The following is a 20,760-nucleotide window of genomic DNA, read 5'->3' on the forward strand; positions in this document are numbered from 1 at the left end:
AGGGGTAGCCTATTGTTTCCTCAAGGTTTATAAAGAAATGTCGTAAGAAATTTCACGCAATATTATTCAGGAGTTCAAAAATGCCTCAACCAGTCTCAAGAAAACTATCAGATTGGGTCAATTTCCTCACAAGGGCAGAAATTCCTGTTCTCAAACAAACTGCGCGTAATCTTGAAATGCTCACACAAGATGAACAGAACTTGAATGCACGAAATTATGCACATGTCGTGAAAAATGACCCCTTGATGACATTAAAGCTTATGCGCTATATGCAAGATCATAAGCACCGCTCCCAAGAGCACGATGTGATGGAAGCTGAGCAAATTGTAATGATGCTCGGACTTGAAACGATGCTTAAGAAAATTCCTGCTCAACCATTGGCCGAAGAAGTTCTTGGGCGCAATAATATGCATGCACTTATTTATTTGTTGAAAACCACTCATCGTTCCAATATGGCGGCATCTTATGCTTATGACTGGGCAATTCGTTTGCATGACTTGCATTTTGCTGATATCCGTTTGGCCGCCCTGTTGCACGATATCGCAGAAATGTTGATGTGGTGCTTCGCGCCCGCTGAAATGCTGAAGATCAAGCAACTACAAAAACAGAATAAGGCATTAAGGAGTGCAATAGTACAAGAAAAAATTCTGGGATTCACTTTAAATCAATTGCAACATGAGCTTGCTGTCAGATGGAAATTGCCTGAACTACTGATTACACTGATGGATGATGAGCATGCAAAATTACAGCGAGTTCGCAATGTCATACTTGCAGTAAATCTGGCCAGGCACTCCGCTAATGGCTGGGACGATGCTGCATTGCCGGACGATTATGAAGATATTTCAAAGCTTTTGCACCTGCAAGTGTGTGACGTCATGACCATCGTCGGCGCTAACAAGCAACACGAAAGTGCCAGCCTTGCCTGAACAAATAAACTATCAATTACGAAAATAGACGTGCCAATTCAACGCCTGGATCTTCCGCGCGCATGAAAGCTTCCCCGACCAGAAAGCTATTAACTTGGTGACTGCGCATGCGCGCAACATCTGCTGGCGTATGAATTCCACTCTCGGTGACGATAATTTTCTGAGATGGGATTGAGGGTAGTAATTCTAAGGTTGTATCGAGTGATGTTTCAAAAGTACGCAGGTTACGATTATTGATTCCAATTAATGGCGTTGATAGCTGTAGAGCCATTTCCAGTTCAGCAGCATCGTGGATCTCTACCAGAACAGCCATTCCCAGTGAGTGAGCCAGTTGTTCAAGCTTTAACATGCGCTCCAGAGGTTCATTTTTTGGGCTTCCCGGTTGATTGCCGTATTCCAGTAAGAAAGCACTTACAATCAACAAAATACAATCTGCATTCATCGCACGTGCTTCGACAATCTGATAATCTTCCAGAATGAAATCCTTACGTAAGACTGGAAGTGAGCAGGCACTTCTTGCAGCTTGCAAATATTGGGGGCTACCCATAAAAAATTGTTCGTCGGTCAATACGGAAAGACAAGCTGCGCCATGCTGAGCATAGGTTTTAGCTATCTCGGCAGGGATGAACTCAAATGATTGTGCGTTCTCCGAAGTACGTCCACGCAGAACGCCCTTGCTGGGGCTGGCCTGTTTAATTTCAGCAATGACCGCCGATTTTCCGGCAGCGATTTTATTTTGAATGGCGGCGACAAAATCTCGTGGCGATGCTGCGGATTGTGCTTCTTGAAGTAAGATTGGATAAGATTTTAATGCCTTAGCAGCCTCTACTTCCTGTTTTTTGACGGTGAGTATTTTATTTAGAATATCAGGCATGTTTTTAATTCGGATTTCTATTAGTAAATTCCACTAGATCATGAAGTTTTTTCAACGCGCCGCCACTTTCGATGGCTCTCTGTGCCGCCCTGATTCCCAATCCGAGTGTGTCAGCGACTCCAGCAGCATATATTGCGGCACCGGCGTTCATTACAACAATATCCCGTGCAGGTCCAGGGCTGTTTTTAAGCACTGAAAGCAGCATTAATTTCGCATCTTCATTGCTGCTAACCTGGATAGTCTCGATGGCAGAGGATTTAAGACTGAAATCTTCCGGTTTGACGTTATAAATGTTTACTTGGTCATTTTTTAATTCACCGATGATCGTTTCACCGGTGATCGTAATTTCATCCAGTCCATCCTTGCCATGCACGATCAGTACGTGCTGACTGCCCAGACGTTGCAGCACATGGGCTAGGGTTTTCACCAGATCCTCATTGAAAACACCCAACACCTGCCTTTTGGCGTTGGCGGGATTTGTTAATGGTCCCAGAATATTAAATAAAGTTTTGATGCCTAATTCACGTCGTACCGGAGCAGCATGTTTCATGGCGGAATGATAATTGGGGGCGAACATAAAACCGACGCCAATCTCATCCAGGCTTTGGGCAACTTGCTGGGGTGTTTGGTTGAGATTGACGCCCAGTGCTTCCAGCACATCAGCGCTGCCGGATTTGCTCGAAACTGATCTGCCACCATGCTTGGCGACCCGAGCGCCTGCGGCAGCAGCCACAAAGGCCGATGCTGTTGAGATATTAAAGGTGTGTAGGGAATCTCCGCCTGTGCCACAAGTATCGACTAAATGAGTGTCATTGAGAACATCAACTTTGGTCGCAAATTCACGCATAACTTGTGCCGCGGCAGCTATTTCTCCGATCGTTTCTTTTTTTACCCGAAGACCGGTAATGATTGCGGCGATGAGCATCGGTGAAATTTCACCTTGCATGATTTTCCGCATTAGAACGATCATGTCATCATGCAATATTTCCTGATGCGCGATGATCCGTTGTAGCGCTTCTAGTGGATTCATGAGATTGCCTTTATTTCAGTTCGATTGATTCAACGATTAAGGAAATTCTCGAGCATTTGATGTCCATGCTCACTCAAAATAGATTCAGGATGAAACTGGATGCCCTCAATAGCTAGGGTTTTATGGCGTACGCCCATAATTTCATCGTCTTGAGTCCATGCCGTAATCTCTAGACAATCGGGCAGGGTTGAGCGCTCAACGACAAGAGAGTGGTAGCGAGTGGCAATAAAGGGGTTCGGTAAGCCGCGAAAGACTCCGATGTCATGATGATAAATCGGAGATGTCTTGCCATGCATCAATTGTTTCGCATGAATAACCCGCCCGCCAAATGCTTGTCCGATGCTTTGATGCCCCAGGCAAACACCTAGAATGGGGATATTCTGGCTGAATTGGTAAATGACAGACAGCGATACGCCTGCTTCATTCGGAGTGCAGGGGCCTGGAGAAATCACAATTCGCTCGGGGTTTAACTGTGAAATTTTATCCAGAGTGATTTCATCATTTCGGTATACAACAACCTTTTCTCCTAATTCAGAAAAATACTGCACCAAGTTATAGGTAAAAGAATCGTAGTTATCAATCATTAGTAACATGATTTTTGTGTGCGTTGTTTGTAATGGTTATTTCTGAAGTTTTTGAAAGAATATAAAATCCAATGTCGAAACCCTTGGGTCAAGCTGATAAATTTTACCAGTTCGCTTGGTATGCGAATAATATTATTCGCGGTTATTTGAACTCTATTTGATATTGCCTTATTAATTCAGTAAAATAATGCGGTTTTCAACCTTGTCTCACCATTGTGATTGATGGGAGGCTCATAACCCAAAAGGAATTTATGCGACATTACGAAATAGTCTTTATTGTTCATCCTGATCAAAGTGAACAAGTGCCTGCAATGATCGAGCGCTATCGTGGCATTGTAACTTCCAAGAACGGCACAGTTCATCGTGTGGAAGATTGGGGACGCCGCCAGCTTGCTTATCTGATTCAGAAAGTTCATAAGGCGCATTATGTATTGATGAATATTGAATGTGATCAGGAAATTCTAGATGACTTGGATCATGCTTTCAAATTCAGTGATGCGATTCTACGCCATTTAACCATTAAAACTAAGGGGCCTGTCACTGAACCATCGCCGATGATGCGTCAGGTAGAGAGAGCCGGTCCCGGTCCCGCGAGCTCGTCAGGTTCAGAAGAGACCACGGATGAATCGGGTTCTGATGAAGTTTCAGAAGAGCCCGGTGTTGCTGCTACTGTATAGTCTGTCAGCAATTGGAATGTAATCAGACAACTATTTGCGGGAAAATCGTCAAATTAGGCATTTTACGCTACACCCCTGCCGGTACTGCCGTGACTGAATTTACGGTAAGTCATGGATCTCAACAAAAAGAAGCAGGTGTTGTGAGGCAAATAGTCTTTGATATTCCTGTGGTCGTGATGGGGGAGTTGGCCTTGGCCGTTGCCGAATTCAAGATTAACAGCAGAGTTAAGCTCACCGGATTTCTCAATAGAAAGAGTCATATGAATCAACAGTTGGTGTTGCACTCAGATCAAATTGAACTCATTTAATTATAAATAGGAATAAATATGGCACGTTTTACTAGTAGGCGTAAAGACAGTAAGGAAAAAGAAAAAGATAAAAAAGCCAATCGTCCTTTATTCAAGCGCAAAAAGTTTTGTCGCTTCACCGCAGAAGGCATCAAACAGGTAGATTATAAGGATATTGAAATTTTAAAAGATTTCATTAATGAAAACGGCAAGGTGATTCCAGCGCGGATTACCGGCACGACTTCTTTTTATCAGCGCCAGCTGGGTACGGCAATAGAGAGAGCTCGTTTTCTGGCATTATTACCTTACACGGATCGTCACTAGGGAGAAATGATATGCAAATCATTTTGATGGAAAAAATAAGTAATTTGGGTCAATTAGGTGACGTGGTTAATGTTAAAAGTGGTTTTGCCAGAAACTATCTGATCCCGCAAGGTAAGGCAAAACGTGCCACTGAGCAGGCTATTGCAGAATTTGAATCCAAGCGGGTAGAGCTGGAGAAGAAACAAGCTGCAATTTTAACGGCAGCCCAGGCTGTTGCGGCAAAACTTGAGGGTTTGTTGGTGCAAATTACTCAGAAAGCAGGCAGTGATGGGAAATTATTTGGTTCTGTCACCAATGCAAATATTGCCGAGGCGCTTACTGGACTGGGTTTTTCAGTTGACCGAGCGATGATTCATATGCCAAATGGTCAATTAAAACAAGTGGGCGACTATCCACTGACGGTCTCGCTGCATAGCGATGTGACAGCGATTATTACTGTCTCAGTACTGGGTGATTCCGTGCTCTGATAGAATAATTTTATTGGTTTGTTTGAAAGAAGGGCTATTCGTAGTCCTTTTTTCATTTGTGATTCAGCAAGTGGTAGAATCAAACATCCTTCAACTGAGTTTTCGATACCTATGGCGCAATCACCGATCAGTCTCCATCAGGATCAGCTTATAGATCCCTATAAAACACCCCCTCATTCGATTGAGAGCGAACAATCGGTACTCGGAGGGCTGATGCTGGACAATGACGCGTGGGAGAAAGTCGCCGATGTCATTACCGATGGCGATTTTTATCGGCAGGATCACCAACTGATCTATCATCATATTTGTAAACTGATTGAACAGAACAAACCGGCCGACGTCATTACCGTGGCAGAATCGCTGGAAACATCAGCGGAGCTGCAGACTATCGGCGGGCTTGCGTATATTGGCGCCATGGTGCAGAACACGCCTTCGGCGGCAAATATTAAACGCTACGCGGAAATTGTTCGTGAACGCTCGATCATGCGAAATTTAGCGCAAGTGGGTGTGCACATCACAGATTCCGCTTATAACCCGGTGGGGCGCTCCGCTGCAGATTTATTGGATGAAGCAGAAGCGAGAGTGTTTGAGATTGCTGAAGAAGGTGCGCGTGGTAAAGAAGGTTTCACGGGCATTCAGCCGCTTTTGCGGCAAGTGGTCGAGCGGATAGAGTTGCTATACAGCCAGGATAATCCGAGCAATGTAACCGGAATTGCATCGGGTTTTCACGATCTTGATCAAAAGACATCCGGATTCCAGCCGGGTGATTTGATTATAGTTGCAGGGCGGCCATCCATGGGGAAAACCGCTTTTTCGTTGAATATTGCAGAACATGTGGCACTGGAGTTAAACAAACCTGTTGCAGTGTTCAGCATGGAAATGGGAGGCGCGCAGCTGGCCATGCGGATGCTGGGGTCCGTGGGAAAACTGGATCAACATAAGGTGCGTACCGGTCGTCTGGACGATGAGGATTGGCCCAAACTGACGCACGCCTTAGGCAAACTGAATGAGGCGCCTATTTTTATTGATGAGACGGCGGCGTTGAATGCGCTTGAACTCAGGGCACGCTCCAGGCGGCTGTATCGCCAGTACGGTGAACTGGGCTTGATCGTGGTTGATTACTTGCAACTCATGTCCTCCAGTAGCCAGGGGGAGAATCGCGCCACGGAAATTTCGGAAATATCCCGCGCATTGAAAGGGCTGGCGAAAGAATTGAAAGTGCCGGTGATTGCGTTGTCACAGCTCAATCGCAGTCTTGAGCAACGACCCAACAAACGTCCGGTTATGTCGGATTTGCGTGAATCTGGCGCGATTGAACAAGACGCCGATGTGATTCTGTTTATTTACCGCGATGAAGTGTATAACCCAGATTCGCCAGATAAAGGAATTGCCGAAATCATTATTGGCAAGCAGCGTAACGGTCCGATCGGAAAAGTTGATCTAACGTTCCTGGGCGAATATACACGCTTTGAAAGCCATGCCAGACCGGAATATTATTAATCGAATCTTATTACCCGATGACTGTTTTTTTGAAAATCTGCATTTAACTTCCAGAGCGTTGCACAGATAACGGAATTGTGTATTTTATATTGAAAAGGCGTGTTTCAGGTTAGAGAGATGATCGGTGAAGTATAAAAGGAAGCAATCAAGATATCAGTGGTCATTCTTGCAACGATTGTTGTGCCTGTCCGTCATGATCCTCTTGGTCGGGTGTGTATCGCCGATGGCGTTGAATCGTGCTGTGATCGCCTATGATGAGGCGGTTACCGATTCCATATCGCAGCAGCTATTGATTAATATCGTCCGTGCGCATTACCGTCAACCGGTGCATTTTACCGGTGTATCCAATATTGCGGCCACCTTCACATTCGTTGCCAATGCTGGTGCTACACCCGCGCTAGGAGGGCTTGCAGGCGCAACGCTGATGCCAATTTTTGGCGGCAGCCTGGCTGAGAGCCCAACGATTAGCATTGTTCCGATTGAGGGGGAAGAGTTTACTCAACGTTTGCTCACGCCGTTTCCGCAAAGCAAGTTAACGTTGTTGCTGCGTCAGCACTTTGATGTCGACATGTTGTTGCGCATGATGGCGCAGGAAGTACGCCTGATGGACCTCGAGCAACAGAGTGTTTTTCGCAACAATCCTTCCGATAAAGCCGGTTATGAAACGTTTCGCCGCATGGTGCTGCATTTCTCGGCGATTCAGGATTATAACCAGTTGTATGTTGAGCCATTGTTGTTGAATCATACCTGGAAGATTCCGTCCAGTTCGATTGCGCCTGATAGCTTTCAGTCTCTGCAAAAGGAATTTATCGTGCACTATCATACTGAGGACGATACCTTTACGTTGCGTAAACAAATCCCAGGGCCAATTCTGATTACCAACTATGATCCTGATAGACTTTCCGAAGAAGAGCGAGAAGCGCTGAACGAGCGCGCTAGAGACTGGGATGTCAGCGATATCGCGTTTGATATCCGTGCCGGTCATTATGGCGGCGAATGGCCGATGAGCGGCGTGTTCCGGCTGAGGAGCTTTCACTCGATTCTTGGTTTTCTCGGCAAATCACTTGGCTATGAGAAGGGATATCATGTCGAGAAAGATGCTAGAACGCCACCCATCCTCCACAACGAGAATCCTGATCAAACCATGGAATTTATGGCCTCAAATTCGCTTCCTTCCGATGTCGATTTTTCTATCCGCTGGAATGACCGGTACTATGCGGTCAATACGGTAGGATCGCATGCGCGCTGGAATCGGGATGCCTTTCAGCTTTTGTTCCTGCTGTTCCAAATGACCGTCACAGACCTTCCGCGCATCGGAGTGCCGAGTATTACGATTGCTAAATAGTTAAGAGAATTTGAAAAAGTTACTCGAAAGTAGATACGATATTAAAACTTAAAGTAGTTAATTCAGAGCATACTTTGCGAAAGGATCGGGATACTGACACGTACAGGCCAAGGAGTTCGATTTCATGGATCAAATGCTTCAGGCTATAGAATCTTCTAATGATCCGGTAGGAGTCATAGAGGAAATTCATGGACCCGTTGTTGATGTGGTTTGTGAATTCTTGCCGCCATTGCATCAAGCTTTATTCTGTATTGCTGATCACCAGAATTATATTTTCGAAGTTCACCGCCATCTTGATGCACGCCATGTGCGTGCAATCGCCTTGCATTCAACGGCAGGTCTTCGACGCGGCTTAAAAGTGTTTGATAGTGGCGGGCCTTTGCGTATCCCGGTTACGCCTGATTGCCTAAACCGTGTGCTGGATATGTTTGGCGCACCGCTTGATGGCGAATCGCCCCTGCAGACATCGGAAATGCGCAATATCATTGCATCTCCCGCTTTGCTGACTGATACGATGCCTTCTGAGGGCATTCTGGAGTCCGGAATTAAGGTGATAGATTTGCTCTGCCCTTTTGTTAAAGGCGGTAAGACAGGGTTATTCGGTGGCGCTGGTGTCGGGAAAACCGTTCTGATTATGGAATTTATGCATGCAATTGTCAGCTTGCACCAGGGTGTTTCTGTCTTTGCGGGCGTCGGGGAACGAATCCGCGAAGGCCACGAGTTGTGGCATGAAATGCAAGATGCTGGTGTGATGCCGCGCACGCTGATGCTGTTTGGGCAAATGGATGAATCTCCGGGGGTGCGGTTTCGTGTGGGTTTGTCAGCGCTGACGTATGCCGAATACCTTCGCGATACTTTAGGTAAAGAAGTCTTATTGTTGATGGACAATGTATTTCGTTTTGTCCAGGCGGGCAGTGAAATTTCCGGCTTACTTGGACGCATGCCTGCAACCGTGGGTTATCAACCGACCTTGATGAGTGAGGTGGCGGAATTGCAGGAACGAATCATTTCGACACGTGCAGGTAATATCACCGCGGTGGAGGCAGTGTATGTGCCGGCAGATGATATGACGGATCCTGCTGTGAGTGCGATTCTGGCTCATTTGGATACGACAGTTATTTTATCCCGAAGCCAAGCAGCCAAAGGTATATATCCCACAGTTGATCCATTGCAATCATCGAGCAAAATGATGGACCGTGCATTTCTCGGCGATCGTCATTACCAGGTTGCTGAGAATGTGCGTGAACATCTTGCGCGTTACCATGAATTAGAAGATATTATTGCGATGCTGGGTTTAGAAGCATTGTCAGAAAAAGACCGGCGGATTGTTATGCGTGCACGTAAGTTACAGCGCTATCTGACGCAACCGTTCCATGTGATGGATGCGCATAGCGGTATTCAAGGGGTTTCTGTTAAGTTGGATCAAACACTGACTGACTGCGAATCTTTCCTAAATGGTGATTATGATGCCGTTCCAGAGGAACAATGCTATATGCGCGGATCAATGCAGGAGGAGGAGTGAAGACATTTACTTTGCATCTTCAAAGCGCCACGCAATACAGTCGTGTAGATGAGTTAACCTGTTTTGTGGGGGCGGATATTTCAGGTAGTTTCGGTATTCTTGCTGGACATGCCCGTATGATGACGGCGCTCAATTATGGATTGGCTCGTTATCGCTTACAGAATGGCGATTGGTGCTATCTGGCATTCCCCGGCGGGATTCTTTATTACCTGGATAACCAACTTTACATCAGTACACGTCGTTATCTTTCTGATACCGATTATCAACGTATCAGCGCAGGATTGCTGGAACAATTGTTGGTTGAGGAAACACAGTTAAAAAGAATCAAAGATAGCTTACGTCAATTGGAGCAGGAGATGTTTCGCCGCTTATGGCAAATGGGACGGAGTGGAATCAGGGGGTAGCGATCATGGATGACAAGCAATTGCGCAAATCTGTCGAACAACAAATCAAGCGTATGCAACGGGCTGAGAAAGAGCGTCCAACATTGTTGGCCCAATCAGTATTCATGGGAACATTATCTTTGCTCTTTGTTTTGCCAGTTATCATTGGCGCTTATCTGGGTAATTGGCTGGATGATAAGGCAGAAAGTTATTCGATTCTCTGGACCATTGGATTAATAGTCGCAGGTCTTATAATGGGCATGGTCAATGTCTATTTATATGTGCGGGAACATCACTGATGGATATGCCAGCTGTAGTATTTTATGTTGGGCCTTTCGGTATTACCTCCATTGTGGTGACTACTTGGGGGATTATGATTATATTAGGTATTTTTTGCTGGCTTGCAACTAGACGCCTCGCGCTTGTTCCGGGAAAGTTACAAACCATGCTGGAGGGCCTAGTCTTGGCGATAGAGGATAATATAAATGCTGTTATACCGGATCATACGCAACAGGTGCTGCCGTTTATTGCAACGTTATGGGTATATATTGTGATTGCAAATCTTACCGGACTGATACCGCAATTACATTCCCCAACCGGAAGTTTATCTGTAACTGCCGGACTTGCATTGCTGGTATTTCTATCGGTTCATTGGTTTGGAATACGCAGTGTAGGCGTTCGCAACTATTTAAGGCATTATTTAAGCCCAACTCCACTATTGTTGCCTTTCCATCTGATTAGCGAAGTGACGCGGACCATTGCGCTGGCGGTTCGTCTGTTTGGTAATATTATGAGTCTTGAGTTGGTCGCATTGCTGGTTCTGCTGGTGGCCGGTTTGCTGGTTCCGGTGCCTTTGCTGATGTTGCATGTCATCGAGGCTCTAGTACAGGCCTATATATTTGGAATGTTAGCGCTGATTTATGTAGCGGGCGCAATGCAATCACAACAGGAAAGTAAAAAAGGAAATGATATATGAGTGATATGACTTGGTTTACGGTTCTTTCTACCGTAGGCGCGGTATTAGCTGTCGCTATAGGCATGATGTTCCCGGCATTGGCCATGGGGCGTGCAATCAGTCAGGCGCTTGATGCGCTGGCGCGGCAACCGGAAGCTGAGAAATCGATCATGCGCACATTGTTTATTGGATTGGCCATGATTGAATCACTGGCGATTTATGTGCTGGTGATTGTGTTAATAGTCCTGTTTCGTAATCCATTGCTGGAATATCTGGTTCATTAAAAAATCATAAGACTTATGAGCTTCGATTGGACTACTTTTGTTCTTGAGATAATTAATTTTCTGATCTTGGTGTGGATCTTGAAACGGTTTTTGTATCAGCCGGTACTCGGGGTTATTGCCAGGCGTCGAGCAGATATCGATAAATCGTTGTCTGATGCGCTGCAAATTAGAAATGAGGCGAATGAATTAAAAGCCAAGAATGAACAATACCTGACCGAATGGGAGACAAAAAAAGAAGCTGCCCAAGCACAATTAAACGCGGAATTGGCATCAATACGTGAAAGTAAATTGGCCGAGCTAGAAACAAGAATCAATGAAGAAGCGGAACGTCGCCGCGTTCTGGCCGAACGCAATCGACACGAGTTTGAGAGATTGACGGAAGAAAAGAGTATCGCGCAGGGTGTTGCATTTACCAATAAGCTACTCATGCGATTAGCTTCCCCTGAGCTGGAAAACAGGCTCTACATAGTTCTCATGGAAGATTTGCAGGGGCTCCGCCAGCAAGATAAACATGTGATCGCCGTAGCTGCAGAGGAACCTGGATTACAGATCAAAATACAAAGTACCTTCCCGCTGGACACCAGCAAACGTGAGGAATTAACGCGTTCCTTGCACCAAGTGACGGGAAAAACATTACCGGTTGTATTTAACACAAATCCGGAGTTGATTTCCGGGTTCCAGATAGATATTGGTGCATGGATTCTGCATGCTAATTTGCGTGATGAACTAAAGTCATTTGGCGGGGTGCTGCGGCATGCCGGATGATGCGAGTATTGCTAATGCTAATCAACCCGATTCTCCCTTAACCAGGCAAGCTCAGTGGTTGTCGCAGTATCAATACGGTTTGCGTTTGTCGGAGCAAGGTACCGTCATTTCTGTGGGTGACGGTATCGCCTGGATTAATGGATTGCCTTCGGCCTGTATGGATGAAGTGGTGCAATTGGAAGATGGCAGCAGCGCTCTGGTATTTCATCTGACGCATGATCGGTTAGGGGCAATCTTGCTGCATCAGACGAGGCAGCTTACTGCTGGAACCCAAGCTTTCCTGACGGGAAATCGACTCAGTATTGGTGTGGGTGATGCTTTGCTGGGGCGGGTGATAGATCCATTGGGCATCCCTCTTGATAGTGCCGGATCTATTTCTTTTAGCACCTATCGTTTGCTGGACGTGCGTTCGCCGCCAATTATCGCACGTGATTTCGTAGCCCAGCCCTTGTACACCGGCAATAAAATTATAGATACCATGATCCCGATTGGTAAAGGCCAGCGACAACTGATTATTGGAGATAATGGAAGTGGCAAAAGTACCTTGGCGATTGACACTGTCATCAATCAGCATGACAAGAATGTGTATTGCATTTACGTTTTAATCGGGCAGAAGCGTTCTACCGTAGTCAGTGTGATAGAAACGCTTCGTCGTTACGGGGCGCTGGCCTATACCGTTGTGGTTGTGGCAGAGGCGACGGCCATGCCGGGTCTTAAATATTTAGCTCCGTTTGCTGGTTGTACGGTGGCAGAAGCTTGGATGGCTACTGGACGAGACACTCTGGTTGTTTATGATGATTTGAGCACGCACGCACGCAGCTATCGTGAGCTTTCACTATTGTTGCGCAGACCCCCGGGCCGAGAGGCGTATCCCGGAGATATTTTCTATCTGCATTCACGCTTGTTAGAACGTTCAACGCGTTTATCCGCAAAACAGGGGGGCGGCAGCATGACGGCACTGCCAATTGTTGAAACAGAACAGGGCGAGATTGCTGCGTATATTCCCACTAATTTAATTTCAATTACCGATGGTCAAATTTATTTTGATCGTCAACTTTTTGCGCGTGGTTTTTTGCCCGCAATTGATGTTACCCGTTCGGTTTCGCGTATTGGTGGTAATGCCCAGCATGCAGCAATCAAGAAAGAAGCTGGGCGCATGAAACTTGATTATCTGCAATTTTTGGAACTGGAAGTATTTACTCGATTTGGTTCGAAACTGGAAGCCAGTATGGAAGAACGAATAAAGCGAGGACAGATTCTTCGCGAAATCCTTAAACAGGATCTGCTTTCACCACAGCCGGTAGAATTTCAGATGGCATGGTTGGTGGCCTATAATGAGGGTTTATTCGATAACCTTGATCTGGATCAGATCAGAGTGCATCTGATGCAGCTCCAAGAACAAGTTACAGACGCCAGTTTAAACATTGACCAAGGCCGTGATCAATGGAAAACGTTAATACGTGCTTGGCTAAAATAAATTTGAAATGAGCAAGCGGCGTGAAATAAAAGAGCATCTGGTAACTTTGGATGAAATTGAAGGCATTATGAATGCTATGAAAAATCTTGCCTTGCTGGAAATCCACAAGCTGGAGTTTTTTCTGGCGACGCAGCGTAGATCTGTTGCCAGCATTGAAGCAGTCGCACAGGATTTTCTGAGCTTTTATCCTCATCTGCAATCATACCCGGACAATTTGCAACAACTTTGGATTGTGATAGGCTCCGAACGAGGTTTCTGCGGTGATTTTAACGAATCCTTATTGCATTTTCTAAATGCACATCCTCAGCAATCAGACATACTTTTACTGACGGTAGGGCGAGGAATTGAAGTTAAACTGCAAGCTGACGCACGCATTGCAGCTTTTATCGGGGGACATAGCGTTGCCGAGGAAATACAGCAAACGCTGCTACAGTTGATACAGGCTCTCAATCGGTTACAAGAGCAATTGAAATTAACTAAGTTGGGGCGTATCAGTGTTGTTTATCATGACGATGGAACAGATACGATCCAATTGCGGCAATTATTGCCAATAGCAGTATCTGACGAGAATTCAGCTTTTTCGTATCCGCCGATACTTAATCTGGAACCTCATCAATTTCTTTCTCAATTAACCGATCAATATCTTTACGCTGTACTGCACGAAGTGTTTTATGCATCCTTGATGGTGGAGAATCGTAAGCGGCTTGAGCATATGAATAAGGCCATTCATCATTTGCAGCAAAATCAAGCGCAATTAAGCTTGAGCTACAACAAACTTCGTCAAGAAGAAATTACTGAAGAGATTGAAATTATTCTGCTCAGCGCAGAAGCATTGGGTGACGAGGAGAAGCTTAAAAGTCGGTGACTCCTATGCCTTAATTTTGCTAGGCCAACGTTCAAAATGTTGCTGGCAGTAATCCGGCACGGTGGACTCAGTGATGAATCAGTTGAAGACATGGCTAACGCGAACCTGCACGTGATGCGGTCTTTGTGTTGCGCTGCAATCTCAGACAAAGGTATCGCGATCGGCCGCTTTGCTACCTTATCATAGCCTGCAGCGCAATCCATTTTCTTAGTTCGAGACCCCATTTTAGCTTTCAAGGTCCGGTGGAACGAGGGGTTGGGCCTATTTGTTCGTGAGCGCAGCAAGCTGCTGTAAACATTCGTTTTGTTCGAATAACCGTTTTTCGATTGGAATTTTCTCAATACAACGAATAGCAGAGCGAACCCGACCAAGGCGCTGTTCTGTATGGTTAACCTCACACCTATTAGCATGGGTGGATGGCCAAGTACCACCAGCACCCGTCAAAGAGCCGATTAACTCACACTCTTCGGTTCGATATTTCAGCCATGCCGACTGCTGGGTTTTGAGTGCTGCCAGAAGCCGCTCATCTACTTTGATTTCTGCACTCGATGATGAGGACACGATCCTGACTAGCTCATCATGCTTACTCATCAACAGTTTCTCGACGGTATTCAACTGCTGAACGAGTAGAAGCCCAGTATGCATAGCGCTTTCTTCAGGCCAGCATTCGGGACGGTCTGTGCACTTGACTTCGGCAAAGGCAGAAAGCGGTATCGATGCCAACAGAAGAAAAGAGAGGAAAATTTTTCGCATGTTTGTAAAGGTCCAATGCCAGGTTAAGCCACACCGTGAAGCGGCTTAGACTTGAGAATAGTAAGAGCTTGGCAGCGGGAAAACCGGAGTCTCATTTTGTGTCGATCACCCAATTCTGCGATCCGGTCGGGCAGCAGCGCGGATCGCCTGGTCGAGGCATGGTGGATGTCAACGTGATACGACCGGGCATAAACAAGACATTGCGCGGATCTATACCGAATACGTCATCGGTGCTTCGAAAATAGACCATTACCCCGCTCTCATTGCGAAACAGCGCCACGTTCAGCATGTCGCTGTTACCGCCACCGGTAAACATCACCCAAGCCAGTGCGTCGGTAACCCCGTCACCAGTGAAATCCCCATAGAACGTCTGCACGGGTTCGTATAGGCTTGAGCCGTATTGTTGCCGTGCCCACGTAAGAATGGTGTTGTCCCAGGCAGGTGTGCGGCTGGTTGTTTCGGCGCTTGCTTTATCCGGCGGTAAGTTGACATTGTCGCCTAAAATTCCGCCCGACAATTGTGCGCACGCGGCTAAGATCAGTGCACTGAAAGCCAGAATGCTTTGCTTAAACATTGCTGCCTCCCTTTCCTATAAAGCCTGGCCAAGATATCAGCCTTTTTATTGGCGTATTCCCCCGCAGTGAGCAAAACCTGATCGTGTCAAAAAAAGGTGTCAACGTTCCTGCTCTTGCGAAGAATGACTCCAATCGTCGTTGGGTGCAATTGATAGTAGTCTCCGATTTCTCGTTGGCTGTATCCATCTGTTTTGTAATCTACAATGATTCTTTAATGCCCAAACAAAGATAATATCCAGTCTGTTGTTAACCCGACCTGACCCTGTTTGTGCTTTTTATTTCGATTGCCTTTTTAAAGCATAACTACAATTAGCCGCGTGGCATTGAAATATGTTGATGAGTAATCAGCCATTTTCCATTCTGTTTTTCCAGGCAAAAGGTGGCTCTGACCCAATCTTCAAATGTCTTTCCATCAGGCAAAGTGCCGCCACAATGAATAAACCCATAGGCAAATGCGACATCATGACCTACTGTAATCTTAACCTCATGAAGGTCAAAAATATTTTCACCAGTCGTCTCAGGTTGCCATTCATCCCAGCTTTTCCGATATTCTTCTACTCCCTCATATTTCATTGGCGGCAATACGTCGTAGATCACGACTGATTCGGAGTGATTATTTAAGATACTGTCCTGCTCTCCCATTCTTGTGCTGTGCGCCCATTGTTCAAGCAACGATTGAATATCAGTAAGGTTATTCATTGGGAGATTGCCCCATTATTTATTGCGCCTAACCCCTTGCTCACCGGTAAATTAGGAGCGCAGCGAGTTATCTGTTTGAAGCCAATGGCTAGGCTTTATATCCATCGCCGAACCCTTGCAGCATATGCCTTGAACTTTTTACTAAACTTTTGCATCATGTATTTTTCTTCGGGCTTTATCTGATAGGTATTCATAAAAAGAACGAACGTAGGCAGCAGAACAAAAGCCATATAGTTCATCAGATAAAACGCCCATCCGGACAGTATTAGGAGAAAGCCAAGGTACATCGGATTTCTACTGATACGATAAACGCCAGTTTCCACTAATTGGGATGATTTATCAGGGACACGTGGGTCTACCGTTGTATTAGCTTTTCTGAACTCGAGCACGCCAAGCGCAGCAAGCGCTATTCCGATTAAAATGAAGATAGCCCCGACGGCTGTGGTAGCGATTGAAGACGCATTAAATGCTGGAAAAAAAGATGATAGGCCCCACATTGCGACACCAATAATGATTACCTGAATAACTGGGGGGATCCGAAGTTCAAGAGCTAACACGATTTACTCCTTTTAAAAGCGGTGTCAGACCTAGAATCAAGAATGCTTACTCTTACGAAGAATAACCCCAATTGTCGTTGGGTGCAATTGATAGTACTCTCCGATTTCTCGTGGGCTGTATGAACCTGTTTTGTAGGCTGCAATGATTGCCGTTGTGCGGTCTTTGTGTTGCGCTGCAATCTCAGGCAAAGGCTTTGCAATCGGTCGCTTTTGGCGCGTTCCTATTGAATGTAGGGTTAGATATATTTTGCTGCGATTTTAAGAAATTGGCCAAAGGCAAATAGCGCCTTGTCAGTCTTTCTATAATCTGCCTGCTTAAGTGATGCCAAGAATGGCTTGTACTCATTGAGGTAGCTCTCAAATTTCTTTTTATTGGTGTTCCCGATTTCTACGATGCTCCTCGTCATTAGATATTTCATGGCGCGATAGGTGTGCTGATCGAATATCGGCCATACGGACGGGTCAAGGCAGTGCAGGTAAAAGATGTTCCAAATTGCACCCCCAGATTTTTTATAGTTTAGGTAACGGTCAGCCTTATCTTCGGAAAATTCTAACGGGTAGTTTTCTAAAATGCTGTCCATCTTATTCTGAGATATTTTTGAGCCGTTTTTCCATTCAAACAACTCAATGCGTGATTTTTCAGTAAGCGGCTTACCTATGTTCGATGTGTACTTCTCTTCAGAATCGTAAAGATACAGCCGAGACCAGTGATCCATGAATTCGTCGAGATTGCTCTTTTGTATCTGGAACGTAATAAAGTTCATTATTTCTCCAATGCCAACGAATATGCCTAACGTCTGGATTCACCGGACCTGCGCGGCTTTTCGCGCAGGTCCGGTGGAATGATGGGTTATTCCGTAGTGGTAACAGCAAGATAGATTTGCCTGCATACTTCGTCCTCTCCGAGAGCGCTCCAGTCAACACCTTTCACATTCAATAGGCTGGGGCTGTACTCGTACACCTCTTGCTTTGTGACGCCGTACCAAATCGGCAATACCAATTGTGTTTCTTCAAGTATTTCGCGGGTGAAGATGGATTCAAACTCCTTTTTACCCCAGCCGTTATTGGCGAAGAAGTTTGGGCTTAGGATAAGAACGCACTTTCTGCACTCCTTCAAACCCTTTTCAATGCTTTGCCGCAAGTTCTCACCGAGCTTTAGGGAAAACTCGTCGTACCAGACCGGACATAACTTTCTTTGCAGGTTTAGAGCGATCGGTCTTGCAATTGTCTCTTTGTCCTTGGAGTCGTGGCTGATGAAGGCTTGTGGTTTCTCAAACTGGCTACGACCAAAAGCGTACTCATCTGCGCGGAACTGCAAGTCATGGCCCATTATGTCTGCTTCGGATTGAAGCCTCTCAATCTCGGATAACGATAAGTTGGTCTCAGAGTAGAAGAACACTCGGCGACTGGTGTGTATTGAGAAAAGGTTTCTCCAAGACGGGTCGCCAAACAACTGATAATAAATTTCGAATGGATTAGAGTTTTCCACTCGCAATTGTCCCGGAAATTGTTTGGCGCTAGGGAGGACTATTCCTCCATTGAGGTTGAGGCCTGTCTCCCCATAGTTGAGCGACCTGAGAAAAGTTAGAAAGCTTTCGCAGGTACACGCGACGCCTGGAAAGAAGAACGCAACAAAGAACGATTTCGCGTTGGCGTCGTATAGAACGGCGCCTTCATGCGAATCGCCACCAAGGTCGTACTTAATCTTTACCCGGAGGCAATAGTCGAAGTCAGTTTCAAAGTACTGCCTAATCGTGGCCATGGCTAGGTATGAGCGCAAAAAGGTGTCAGGTCCAGAATCAAGAATTCTTGCTCTTGCGAAGAATAACCCCAATCGTTGTTGGGTGCATTGATAGTGCTTTTCGATTTCCCATTGGCTGTATGTGACTGTTTTATAAGCTGCAATTGCAATGATTTTTGTTGCCCAAACAAAGATAATATCCAGCCCGTTGTTAACCATTCAGGCTTCGCAGCATCTCCGGCCATTGCTTGATCACTACTTCACGGCCAGTCTTCAAGCCGCTTGACCATGCCTTTGCTCTTAATGGATTTAAAACAGGGTTAGGTTACGGCGCCTCGTTTTCGATGCGATTACACTCAACTTCATAATCCGATATCAAAGCTTCTAAAGCGTCATGAAATGCGCTTTGATGGGTGAGCAATATATCAAGTTTTTCCGCATTTTCCTTTTGCTTCAATTCCCCATCGAGTAAAAGCCAAAACTCTCCAAGCTTTTCTATATTAGTTTTCGAGTAATGGTGCATTTCTTTTAGCTGAGAAATGATATCTTTCGATTTCTCTAGATCGGATTTTTCGGTTACTTCATCAGTCATATTTTTCTCCTGGTGTTAATAAAATCATGTAACTCATTGGTGAAGCGTGAAATTAATGGGAGCGCTTTAGCGCATGCCGCTTGAATGGAAAAAGATGTCAGATCCAGAATCAAGAATGCTTACTCTTACGAAGAATAACCCCAATTGTCGTTGTGTGCAATTGATAGTACTCTCCGATTTCTCGTTGGCTGTATGCACCTGTTTTGTAGGCTGCAATGATTGCCGATGTGGGTCTTTGTGTTGCGCTGCAATCTCAGGCAAAGGCTTTGCAATCGATCGCTTTTGCTGCTTGGGTATATTTGAATCGTCCTTTTCCGCGCCGATTCTTTTTTGCATCTCCGCGACAAAAGCCTTATCCCCTAACTAAATAAATCTGACCTTTCAGATTCGACCATATTTCAGGCGATGTGACGTGATAAAGCGCATTCGGAAATTCTAAACGGAGTGGTCTTGTCATGATTCATATGATACATCCATTTTTTTTATTCTGGACCTGACCCCCATTTCTCTCTTGGTTTTTCCGTGACCCCGTTTTTCATAGCGCGTCCATTTTCGAACGCGTCGTTAGACACCATGCTCACCTGGTACTTGCTTCACAAATTCACGACTTCCAAACAATCGGTCCAACCGCCGTTTAGCCAATTTCACTGGCTTCTCGTAGGAATTGGGATAGTCGTCAAACAGGTACAGCCAATTGGCAGTACTCAGTTTTTTGTGGCGATGGTGAATGTTGTATTCGTGCGCAAGAAGATTGCGGACCTGTTGCAGTTGTCGAATGACAGGCATTGCCTCAATGGCCTTGTACTGTTTCTTGTATGGAAGTTTCTCAAGCACGCGCATCCGTTGATCGAAACTCAACCTGTCGATGATTAGTTCGTGGAGGAGCATAAACCGCACCTTCGTGAAATAGACCGAGATCATCAAGCCGGCCATGGAGTCAAAGTAAGCGCCGTCTCTCATCACACGACCCCGAACATCGTCCCTGTTCAAAATCTCCACAATCGCCCCAAGCTTTTTAGGCATGGTATCTAACGCAATTTACAGAAAAAGGTGTCAAGTTCATTATGAAATTTTGCATGCGGTAATCTTATCATAGCTTAAAATATAAACATATTATCCTCGTTCCGCGACCTAACGCCTTCTCTGTGCAATAGAATTGAGACCGCTATGAAAAAATTTTCTCCCGATATCATCACCCAGCGGCTTGCCAATCTTCCGACTCCTGCTTATGCAGAAGATCTGCCGGTCAATGTGCGCCGCGAGGAAATCAAACAAGCGATTGTGCATCATCAGGTGGTTATCATTTGCGGTGAGACCGGTTCAGGTAAAACCACGCAAATTCCTAAAATCTGTCTGGAACTCAAACGTGGCGTGCATGGGCTGATCGGGCATACGCAGCCGCGCCGTATTGCAGCGCGGACGGTTGCTGCGCGTATTGCTGCTGAGCTCAATAGCCCGTTGGGTCAGGCCGTCGGTTACAAAGTTCGCTTCTCGGACAAGATCAGTTCCGATAGTTATATCAAATTGATGACTGACGGGATTCTGCTGGCGGAAACGCAAGGCGATCCATTATTGCAG

27 protein-coding genes and 1 pseudogene are annotated in these 20,760 nt (G+C 45.7%); 16 read left to right on the top strand and 12 right to left on the bottom strand.

The annotated features are described in order from the left end of the window. Positions 1-80 precede the first annotated feature (80 nt). On the top strand, positions 81-926 hold the full coding sequence (locus Q0C11_RS10825; RefSeq protein WP_293007852.1) for an HDOD domain-containing protein: 846 nt from the start codon (positions 81-83) through the stop codon (positions 924-926). Between the two features lie 16 nt (positions 927-942). Here Q0C11_RS10825 and trpC read toward each other — a convergent pair whose 3' ends face one another. The 3 genes from trpC to Q0C11_RS10840 are packed head-to-tail and all read right to left on the bottom strand — an operon-like array spanning position 943 to position 3,423. Next, positions 943-1,800 (bottom strand): indole-3-glycerol phosphate synthase TrpC, encoded by an 858-nt coding sequence (trpC, locus tag Q0C11_RS10830; protein WP_293007854.1) that lies wholly within the window; start codon positions 1,798-1,800, stop codon positions 943-945. A 4-nt stretch (positions 1,801-1,804) separates the two neighbouring features. Beyond that, complete coding sequence (trpD, locus tag Q0C11_RS10835; RefSeq protein ID WP_293007856.1) at positions 1,805-2,830, bottom strand: anthranilate phosphoribosyltransferase; 1,026 nt, start codon at positions 2,828-2,830, stop codon at positions 1,805-1,807. 29 nt (positions 2,831-2,859) lie between these two features. After that, positions 2,860-3,423 carry an aminodeoxychorismate/anthranilate synthase component II gene (locus Q0C11_RS10840; protein ID WP_293007858.1) on the bottom strand — a complete coding sequence of 188 codons (564 nt, stop codon included), beginning with the start codon at positions 3,421-3,423 and terminating at the stop codon, positions 2,860-2,862. A 242-nt stretch (positions 3,424-3,665) separates the two neighbouring features. Between Q0C11_RS10840 and rpsF the strand changes: the two genes are divergently transcribed. From rpsF to Q0C11_RS10910, 14 genes are all read left to right on the top strand, one after another. Then, on the top strand, positions 3,666-4,091 hold the full coding sequence (rpsF, locus tag Q0C11_RS10845) for a 30S ribosomal protein S6 (protein WP_293007860.1): 426 nt from the start codon (positions 3,666-3,668) through the stop codon (positions 4,089-4,091). A gap of 11 nt (positions 4,092-4,102) precedes the next feature. Then, positions 4,103-4,399 (top strand): primosomal replication protein N, encoded by a 297-nt coding sequence (priB, locus tag Q0C11_RS10850; protein WP_293007862.1) that lies wholly within the window; start codon positions 4,103-4,105, stop codon positions 4,397-4,399. Between the two features lie 18 nt (positions 4,400-4,417). Continuing rightward, a complete protein-coding gene (rpsR, locus tag Q0C11_RS10855; protein ID WP_293007864.1) occupies positions 4,418-4,702 on the top strand; it encodes a 30S ribosomal protein S18 in 285 nt (94 codons plus the stop codon). 11 nt (positions 4,703-4,713) lie between these two features. Continuing rightward, positions 4,714-5,169, top strand: a complete 456-nt coding sequence (gene rplI / locus Q0C11_RS10860) for a 50S ribosomal protein L9 (RefSeq protein ID WP_293007866.1) — start codon at positions 4,714-4,716, stop codon at positions 5,167-5,169. 111 nt (positions 5,170-5,280) lie between these two features. After that, positions 5,281-6,669 carry a replicative DNA helicase gene (dnaB, locus tag Q0C11_RS10865; RefSeq protein ID WP_293007868.1) on the top strand — a complete coding sequence of 463 codons (1,389 nt, stop codon included), beginning with the start codon at positions 5,281-5,283 and terminating at the stop codon, positions 6,667-6,669. 124 nt (positions 6,670-6,793) lie between these two features. Then, positions 6,794-8,014, top strand: a complete 1,221-nt coding sequence (locus Q0C11_RS10870) for a hypothetical protein (RefSeq protein WP_293007870.1) — start codon at positions 6,794-6,796, stop codon at positions 8,012-8,014. Between the two features lie 133 nt (positions 8,015-8,147). Continuing rightward, positions 8,148-9,536, top strand: coding sequence for a F0F1 ATP synthase subunit beta (gene atpD / locus Q0C11_RS10875; RefSeq protein WP_367273751.1), 1,389 nt, complete (start codon positions 8,148-8,150; stop codon positions 9,534-9,536). Further along, positions 9,533-9,940 (top strand): F0F1 ATP synthase subunit epsilon, encoded by a 408-nt coding sequence (locus Q0C11_RS10880; protein WP_293007874.1) that lies wholly within the window; start codon positions 9,533-9,535, stop codon positions 9,938-9,940. Before atpD ends, Q0C11_RS10880 begins: the two co-directional genes overlap by 4 nt. Next, complete coding sequence (locus Q0C11_RS10885) at positions 9,907-10,218, top strand: AtpZ/AtpI family protein (protein WP_293007876.1); 312 nt, start codon at positions 9,907-9,909, stop codon at positions 10,216-10,218. Before Q0C11_RS10880 ends, Q0C11_RS10885 begins: the two co-directional genes overlap by 34 nt. Then, positions 10,218-10,895 carry a F0F1 ATP synthase subunit A gene (locus Q0C11_RS10890; RefSeq protein ID WP_293007878.1) on the top strand — a complete coding sequence of 226 codons (678 nt, stop codon included), beginning with the start codon at positions 10,218-10,220 and terminating at the stop codon, positions 10,893-10,895. Before Q0C11_RS10885 ends, Q0C11_RS10890 begins: the two co-directional genes overlap by 1 nt. Further along, positions 10,892-11,158, top strand: a complete 267-nt coding sequence (locus tag Q0C11_RS10895) for a F0F1 ATP synthase subunit C (protein WP_292918985.1) — start codon at positions 10,892-10,894, stop codon at positions 11,156-11,158. Before Q0C11_RS10890 ends, Q0C11_RS10895 begins: the two co-directional genes overlap by 4 nt. A 15-nt stretch (positions 11,159-11,173) precedes the next feature. Then, complete coding sequence (locus tag Q0C11_RS10900; protein WP_293007880.1) at positions 11,174-11,923, top strand: F0F1 ATP synthase subunit delta; 750 nt, start codon at positions 11,174-11,176, stop codon at positions 11,921-11,923. Next, on the top strand, positions 11,913-13,400 hold the full coding sequence (locus tag Q0C11_RS10905; protein WP_293007882.1) for a F0F1 ATP synthase subunit alpha: 1,488 nt from the start codon (positions 11,913-11,915) through the stop codon (positions 13,398-13,400). Before Q0C11_RS10900 ends, Q0C11_RS10905 begins: the two co-directional genes overlap by 11 nt. 7 nt (positions 13,401-13,407) lie before the next feature. Next, positions 13,408-14,265 (top strand): FoF1 ATP synthase subunit gamma, encoded by an 858-nt coding sequence (locus Q0C11_RS10910; protein ID WP_293007884.1) that lies wholly within the window; start codon positions 13,408-13,410, stop codon positions 14,263-14,265. 261 nt (positions 14,266-14,526) lie between these two features. Here Q0C11_RS10910 and Q0C11_RS10915 read toward each other — a convergent pair whose 3' ends face one another. The 9 genes from Q0C11_RS10915 to Q0C11_RS10955 form a co-directional block, all read right to left on the bottom strand. Next, positions 14,527-14,910, bottom strand: coding sequence for a lysozyme inhibitor LprI family protein (locus tag Q0C11_RS10915; RefSeq protein WP_293007886.1), 384 nt, complete (start codon positions 14,908-14,910; stop codon positions 14,527-14,529). 199 nt (positions 14,911-15,109) lie between these two features. After that, positions 15,110-15,592 (bottom strand): hypothetical protein, encoded by a 483-nt coding sequence (locus tag Q0C11_RS10920; RefSeq protein ID WP_293007888.1) that lies wholly within the window; start codon positions 15,590-15,592, stop codon positions 15,110-15,112. Between the two features lie 310 nt (positions 15,593-15,902). Continuing rightward, positions 15,903-16,292: a nuclear transport factor 2 family protein gene (locus Q0C11_RS10925; RefSeq protein WP_293007890.1), complete on the bottom strand. Its 390-nt coding sequence runs from the start codon at positions 16,290-16,292 to the stop codon at positions 15,903-15,905. Between the two features lie 95 nt (positions 16,293-16,387). Beyond that, positions 16,388-16,849, bottom strand: a complete 462-nt coding sequence (locus tag Q0C11_RS10930) for an isoprenylcysteine carboxylmethyltransferase family protein (protein ID WP_293007892.1) — start codon at positions 16,847-16,849, stop codon at positions 16,388-16,390. Between the two features lie 236 nt (positions 16,850-17,085). After that, entirely contained in the window at positions 17,086-17,613 is a 528-nt protein-coding gene (locus Q0C11_RS10935) for a hypothetical protein (RefSeq protein ID WP_293007894.1), read from the bottom strand. 86 nt (positions 17,614-17,699) lie between these two features. Then, positions 17,700-18,809 (bottom strand): toll/interleukin-1 receptor domain-containing protein, encoded by a 1,110-nt coding sequence (locus Q0C11_RS10940; protein ID WP_293007896.1) that lies wholly within the window; start codon positions 18,807-18,809, stop codon positions 17,700-17,702. 106 nt (positions 18,810-18,915) lie between these two features. Beyond that, a complete protein-coding gene (locus Q0C11_RS10945; protein ID WP_293007898.1) occupies positions 18,916-19,182 on the bottom strand; it encodes a hypothetical protein in 267 nt (88 codons plus the stop codon). Between the two features lie 66 nt (positions 19,183-19,248). Continuing rightward, a complete protein-coding gene (locus tag Q0C11_RS10950) occupies positions 19,249-19,518 on the bottom strand; it encodes a hypothetical protein (protein ID WP_293007900.1) in 270 nt (89 codons plus the stop codon). Between the two features lie 228 nt (positions 19,519-19,746). Next, the gene (locus Q0C11_RS10955; protein WP_293007902.1) at positions 19,747-20,070 is read right to left on the bottom strand and encodes a hypothetical protein; all 324 of its coding nucleotides are present in this window, start codon (positions 20,068-20,070) and stop codon (positions 19,747-19,749) included. A 279-nt stretch (positions 20,071-20,349) separates the two neighbouring features. Between Q0C11_RS10955 and Q0C11_RS10960 the strand changes: the two are divergent. Continuing rightward, a pseudogene (locus tag Q0C11_RS10960) lies at positions 20,350-20,760 on the top strand (ATP-dependent helicase); the annotation flags it as partial.

Source organism: Nitrosomonas sp. (assembly GCF_022842015.1).
Lineage (GTDB): Bacteria > Pseudomonadota > Gammaproteobacteria > Burkholderiales > Nitrosomonadaceae > Nitrosomonas.

Bases quoted from the DNA above. Each gene is read 5' to 3' on its own strand.
- Q0C11_RS10910 (WP_293007884.1), top strand. From the start codon at position 13,408: ATGAGCAAGCGGCGTGAAATAAAAGAGCATCTGGTAACTTTGGATGAA.
- atpD (WP_367273751.1), top strand. From the start codon at position 8,148: ATGCTTCAGGCTATAGAATCTTCTAATGATCCGGTAGGAGTCATAGAG.
- Q0C11_RS10950 (WP_293007900.1), bottom strand. From the start codon at position 19,518: ATGCAAAAAAGAATCGGCGCGGAAAAGGACGATTCAAATATACCCAAG.
- Q0C11_RS10955 (WP_293007902.1), bottom strand. From the start codon at position 20,070: ATGCTCCTCCACGAACTAATCATCGACAGGTTGAGTTTCGATCAACGG.
- Q0C11_RS10905 (WP_293007882.1), top strand. From the start codon at position 11,913: ATGCCGGATGATGCGAGTATTGCTAATGCTAATCAACCCGATTCTCCC.
- Q0C11_RS10885 (WP_293007876.1), top strand. From the start codon at position 9,907: ATGGCAAATGGGACGGAGTGGAATCAGGGGGTAGCGATCATGGATGAC.
- Q0C11_RS10915 (WP_293007886.1), bottom strand. From the start codon at position 14,910: ATGCATACTGGGCTTCTACTCGTTCAGCAGTTGAATACCGTCGAGAAA.
- Q0C11_RS10895 (WP_292918985.1), top strand. From the start codon at position 10,892: ATGAGTGATATGACTTGGTTTACGGTTCTTTCTACCGTAGGCGCGGTA.
- Q0C11_RS10900 (WP_293007880.1), top strand. From the start codon at position 11,174: ATGAGCTTCGATTGGACTACTTTTGTTCTTGAGATAATTAATTTTCTG.
- Q0C11_RS10890 (WP_293007878.1), top strand. From the start codon at position 10,218: ATGGATATGCCAGCTGTAGTATTTTATGTTGGGCCTTTCGGTATTACC.
- trpC (WP_293007854.1), bottom strand. From the start codon at position 1,800: ATGCCTGATATTCTAAATAAAATACTCACCGTCAAAAAACAGGAAGTA.
- Q0C11_RS10825 (WP_293007852.1), top strand. From the start codon at position 81: ATGCCTCAACCAGTCTCAAGAAAACTATCAGATTGGGTCAATTTCCTC.
- rplI (WP_293007866.1), top strand. From the start codon at position 4,714: ATGCAAATCATTTTGATGGAAAAAATAAGTAATTTGGGTCAATTAGGT.
- Q0C11_RS10945 (WP_293007898.1), bottom strand. From the start codon at position 19,182: ATGACTGATGAAGTAACCGAAAAATCCGATCTAGAGAAATCGAAAGAT.
- Q0C11_RS10925 (WP_293007890.1), bottom strand. From the start codon at position 16,292: ATGAATAACCTTACTGATATTCAATCGTTGCTTGAACAATGGGCGCAC.
- Q0C11_RS10920 (WP_293007888.1), bottom strand. From the start codon at position 15,592: ATGTTTAAGCAAAGCATTCTGGCTTTCAGTGCACTGATCTTAGCCGCG.
- rpsF (WP_293007860.1), top strand. From the start codon at position 3,666: ATGCGACATTACGAAATAGTCTTTATTGTTCATCCTGATCAAAGTGAA.
- dnaB (WP_293007868.1), top strand. From the start codon at position 5,281: ATGGCGCAATCACCGATCAGTCTCCATCAGGATCAGCTTATAGATCCC.
- Q0C11_RS10940 (WP_293007896.1), bottom strand. From the start codon at position 18,809: ATGGTTAACAACGGGCTGGATATTATCTTTGTTTGGGCAACAAAAATC.
- trpD (WP_293007856.1), bottom strand. From the start codon at position 2,830: ATGAATCCACTAGAAGCGCTACAACGGATCATCGCGCATCAGGAAATA.
- rpsR (WP_293007864.1), top strand. From the start codon at position 4,418: ATGGCACGTTTTACTAGTAGGCGTAAAGACAGTAAGGAAAAAGAAAAA.
- Q0C11_RS10935 (WP_293007894.1), bottom strand. From the start codon at position 17,613: ATGAACTTTATTACGTTCCAGATACAAAAGAGCAATCTCGACGAATTC.
- Q0C11_RS10840 (WP_293007858.1), bottom strand. From the start codon at position 3,423: ATGTTACTAATGATTGATAACTACGATTCTTTTACCTATAACTTGGTG.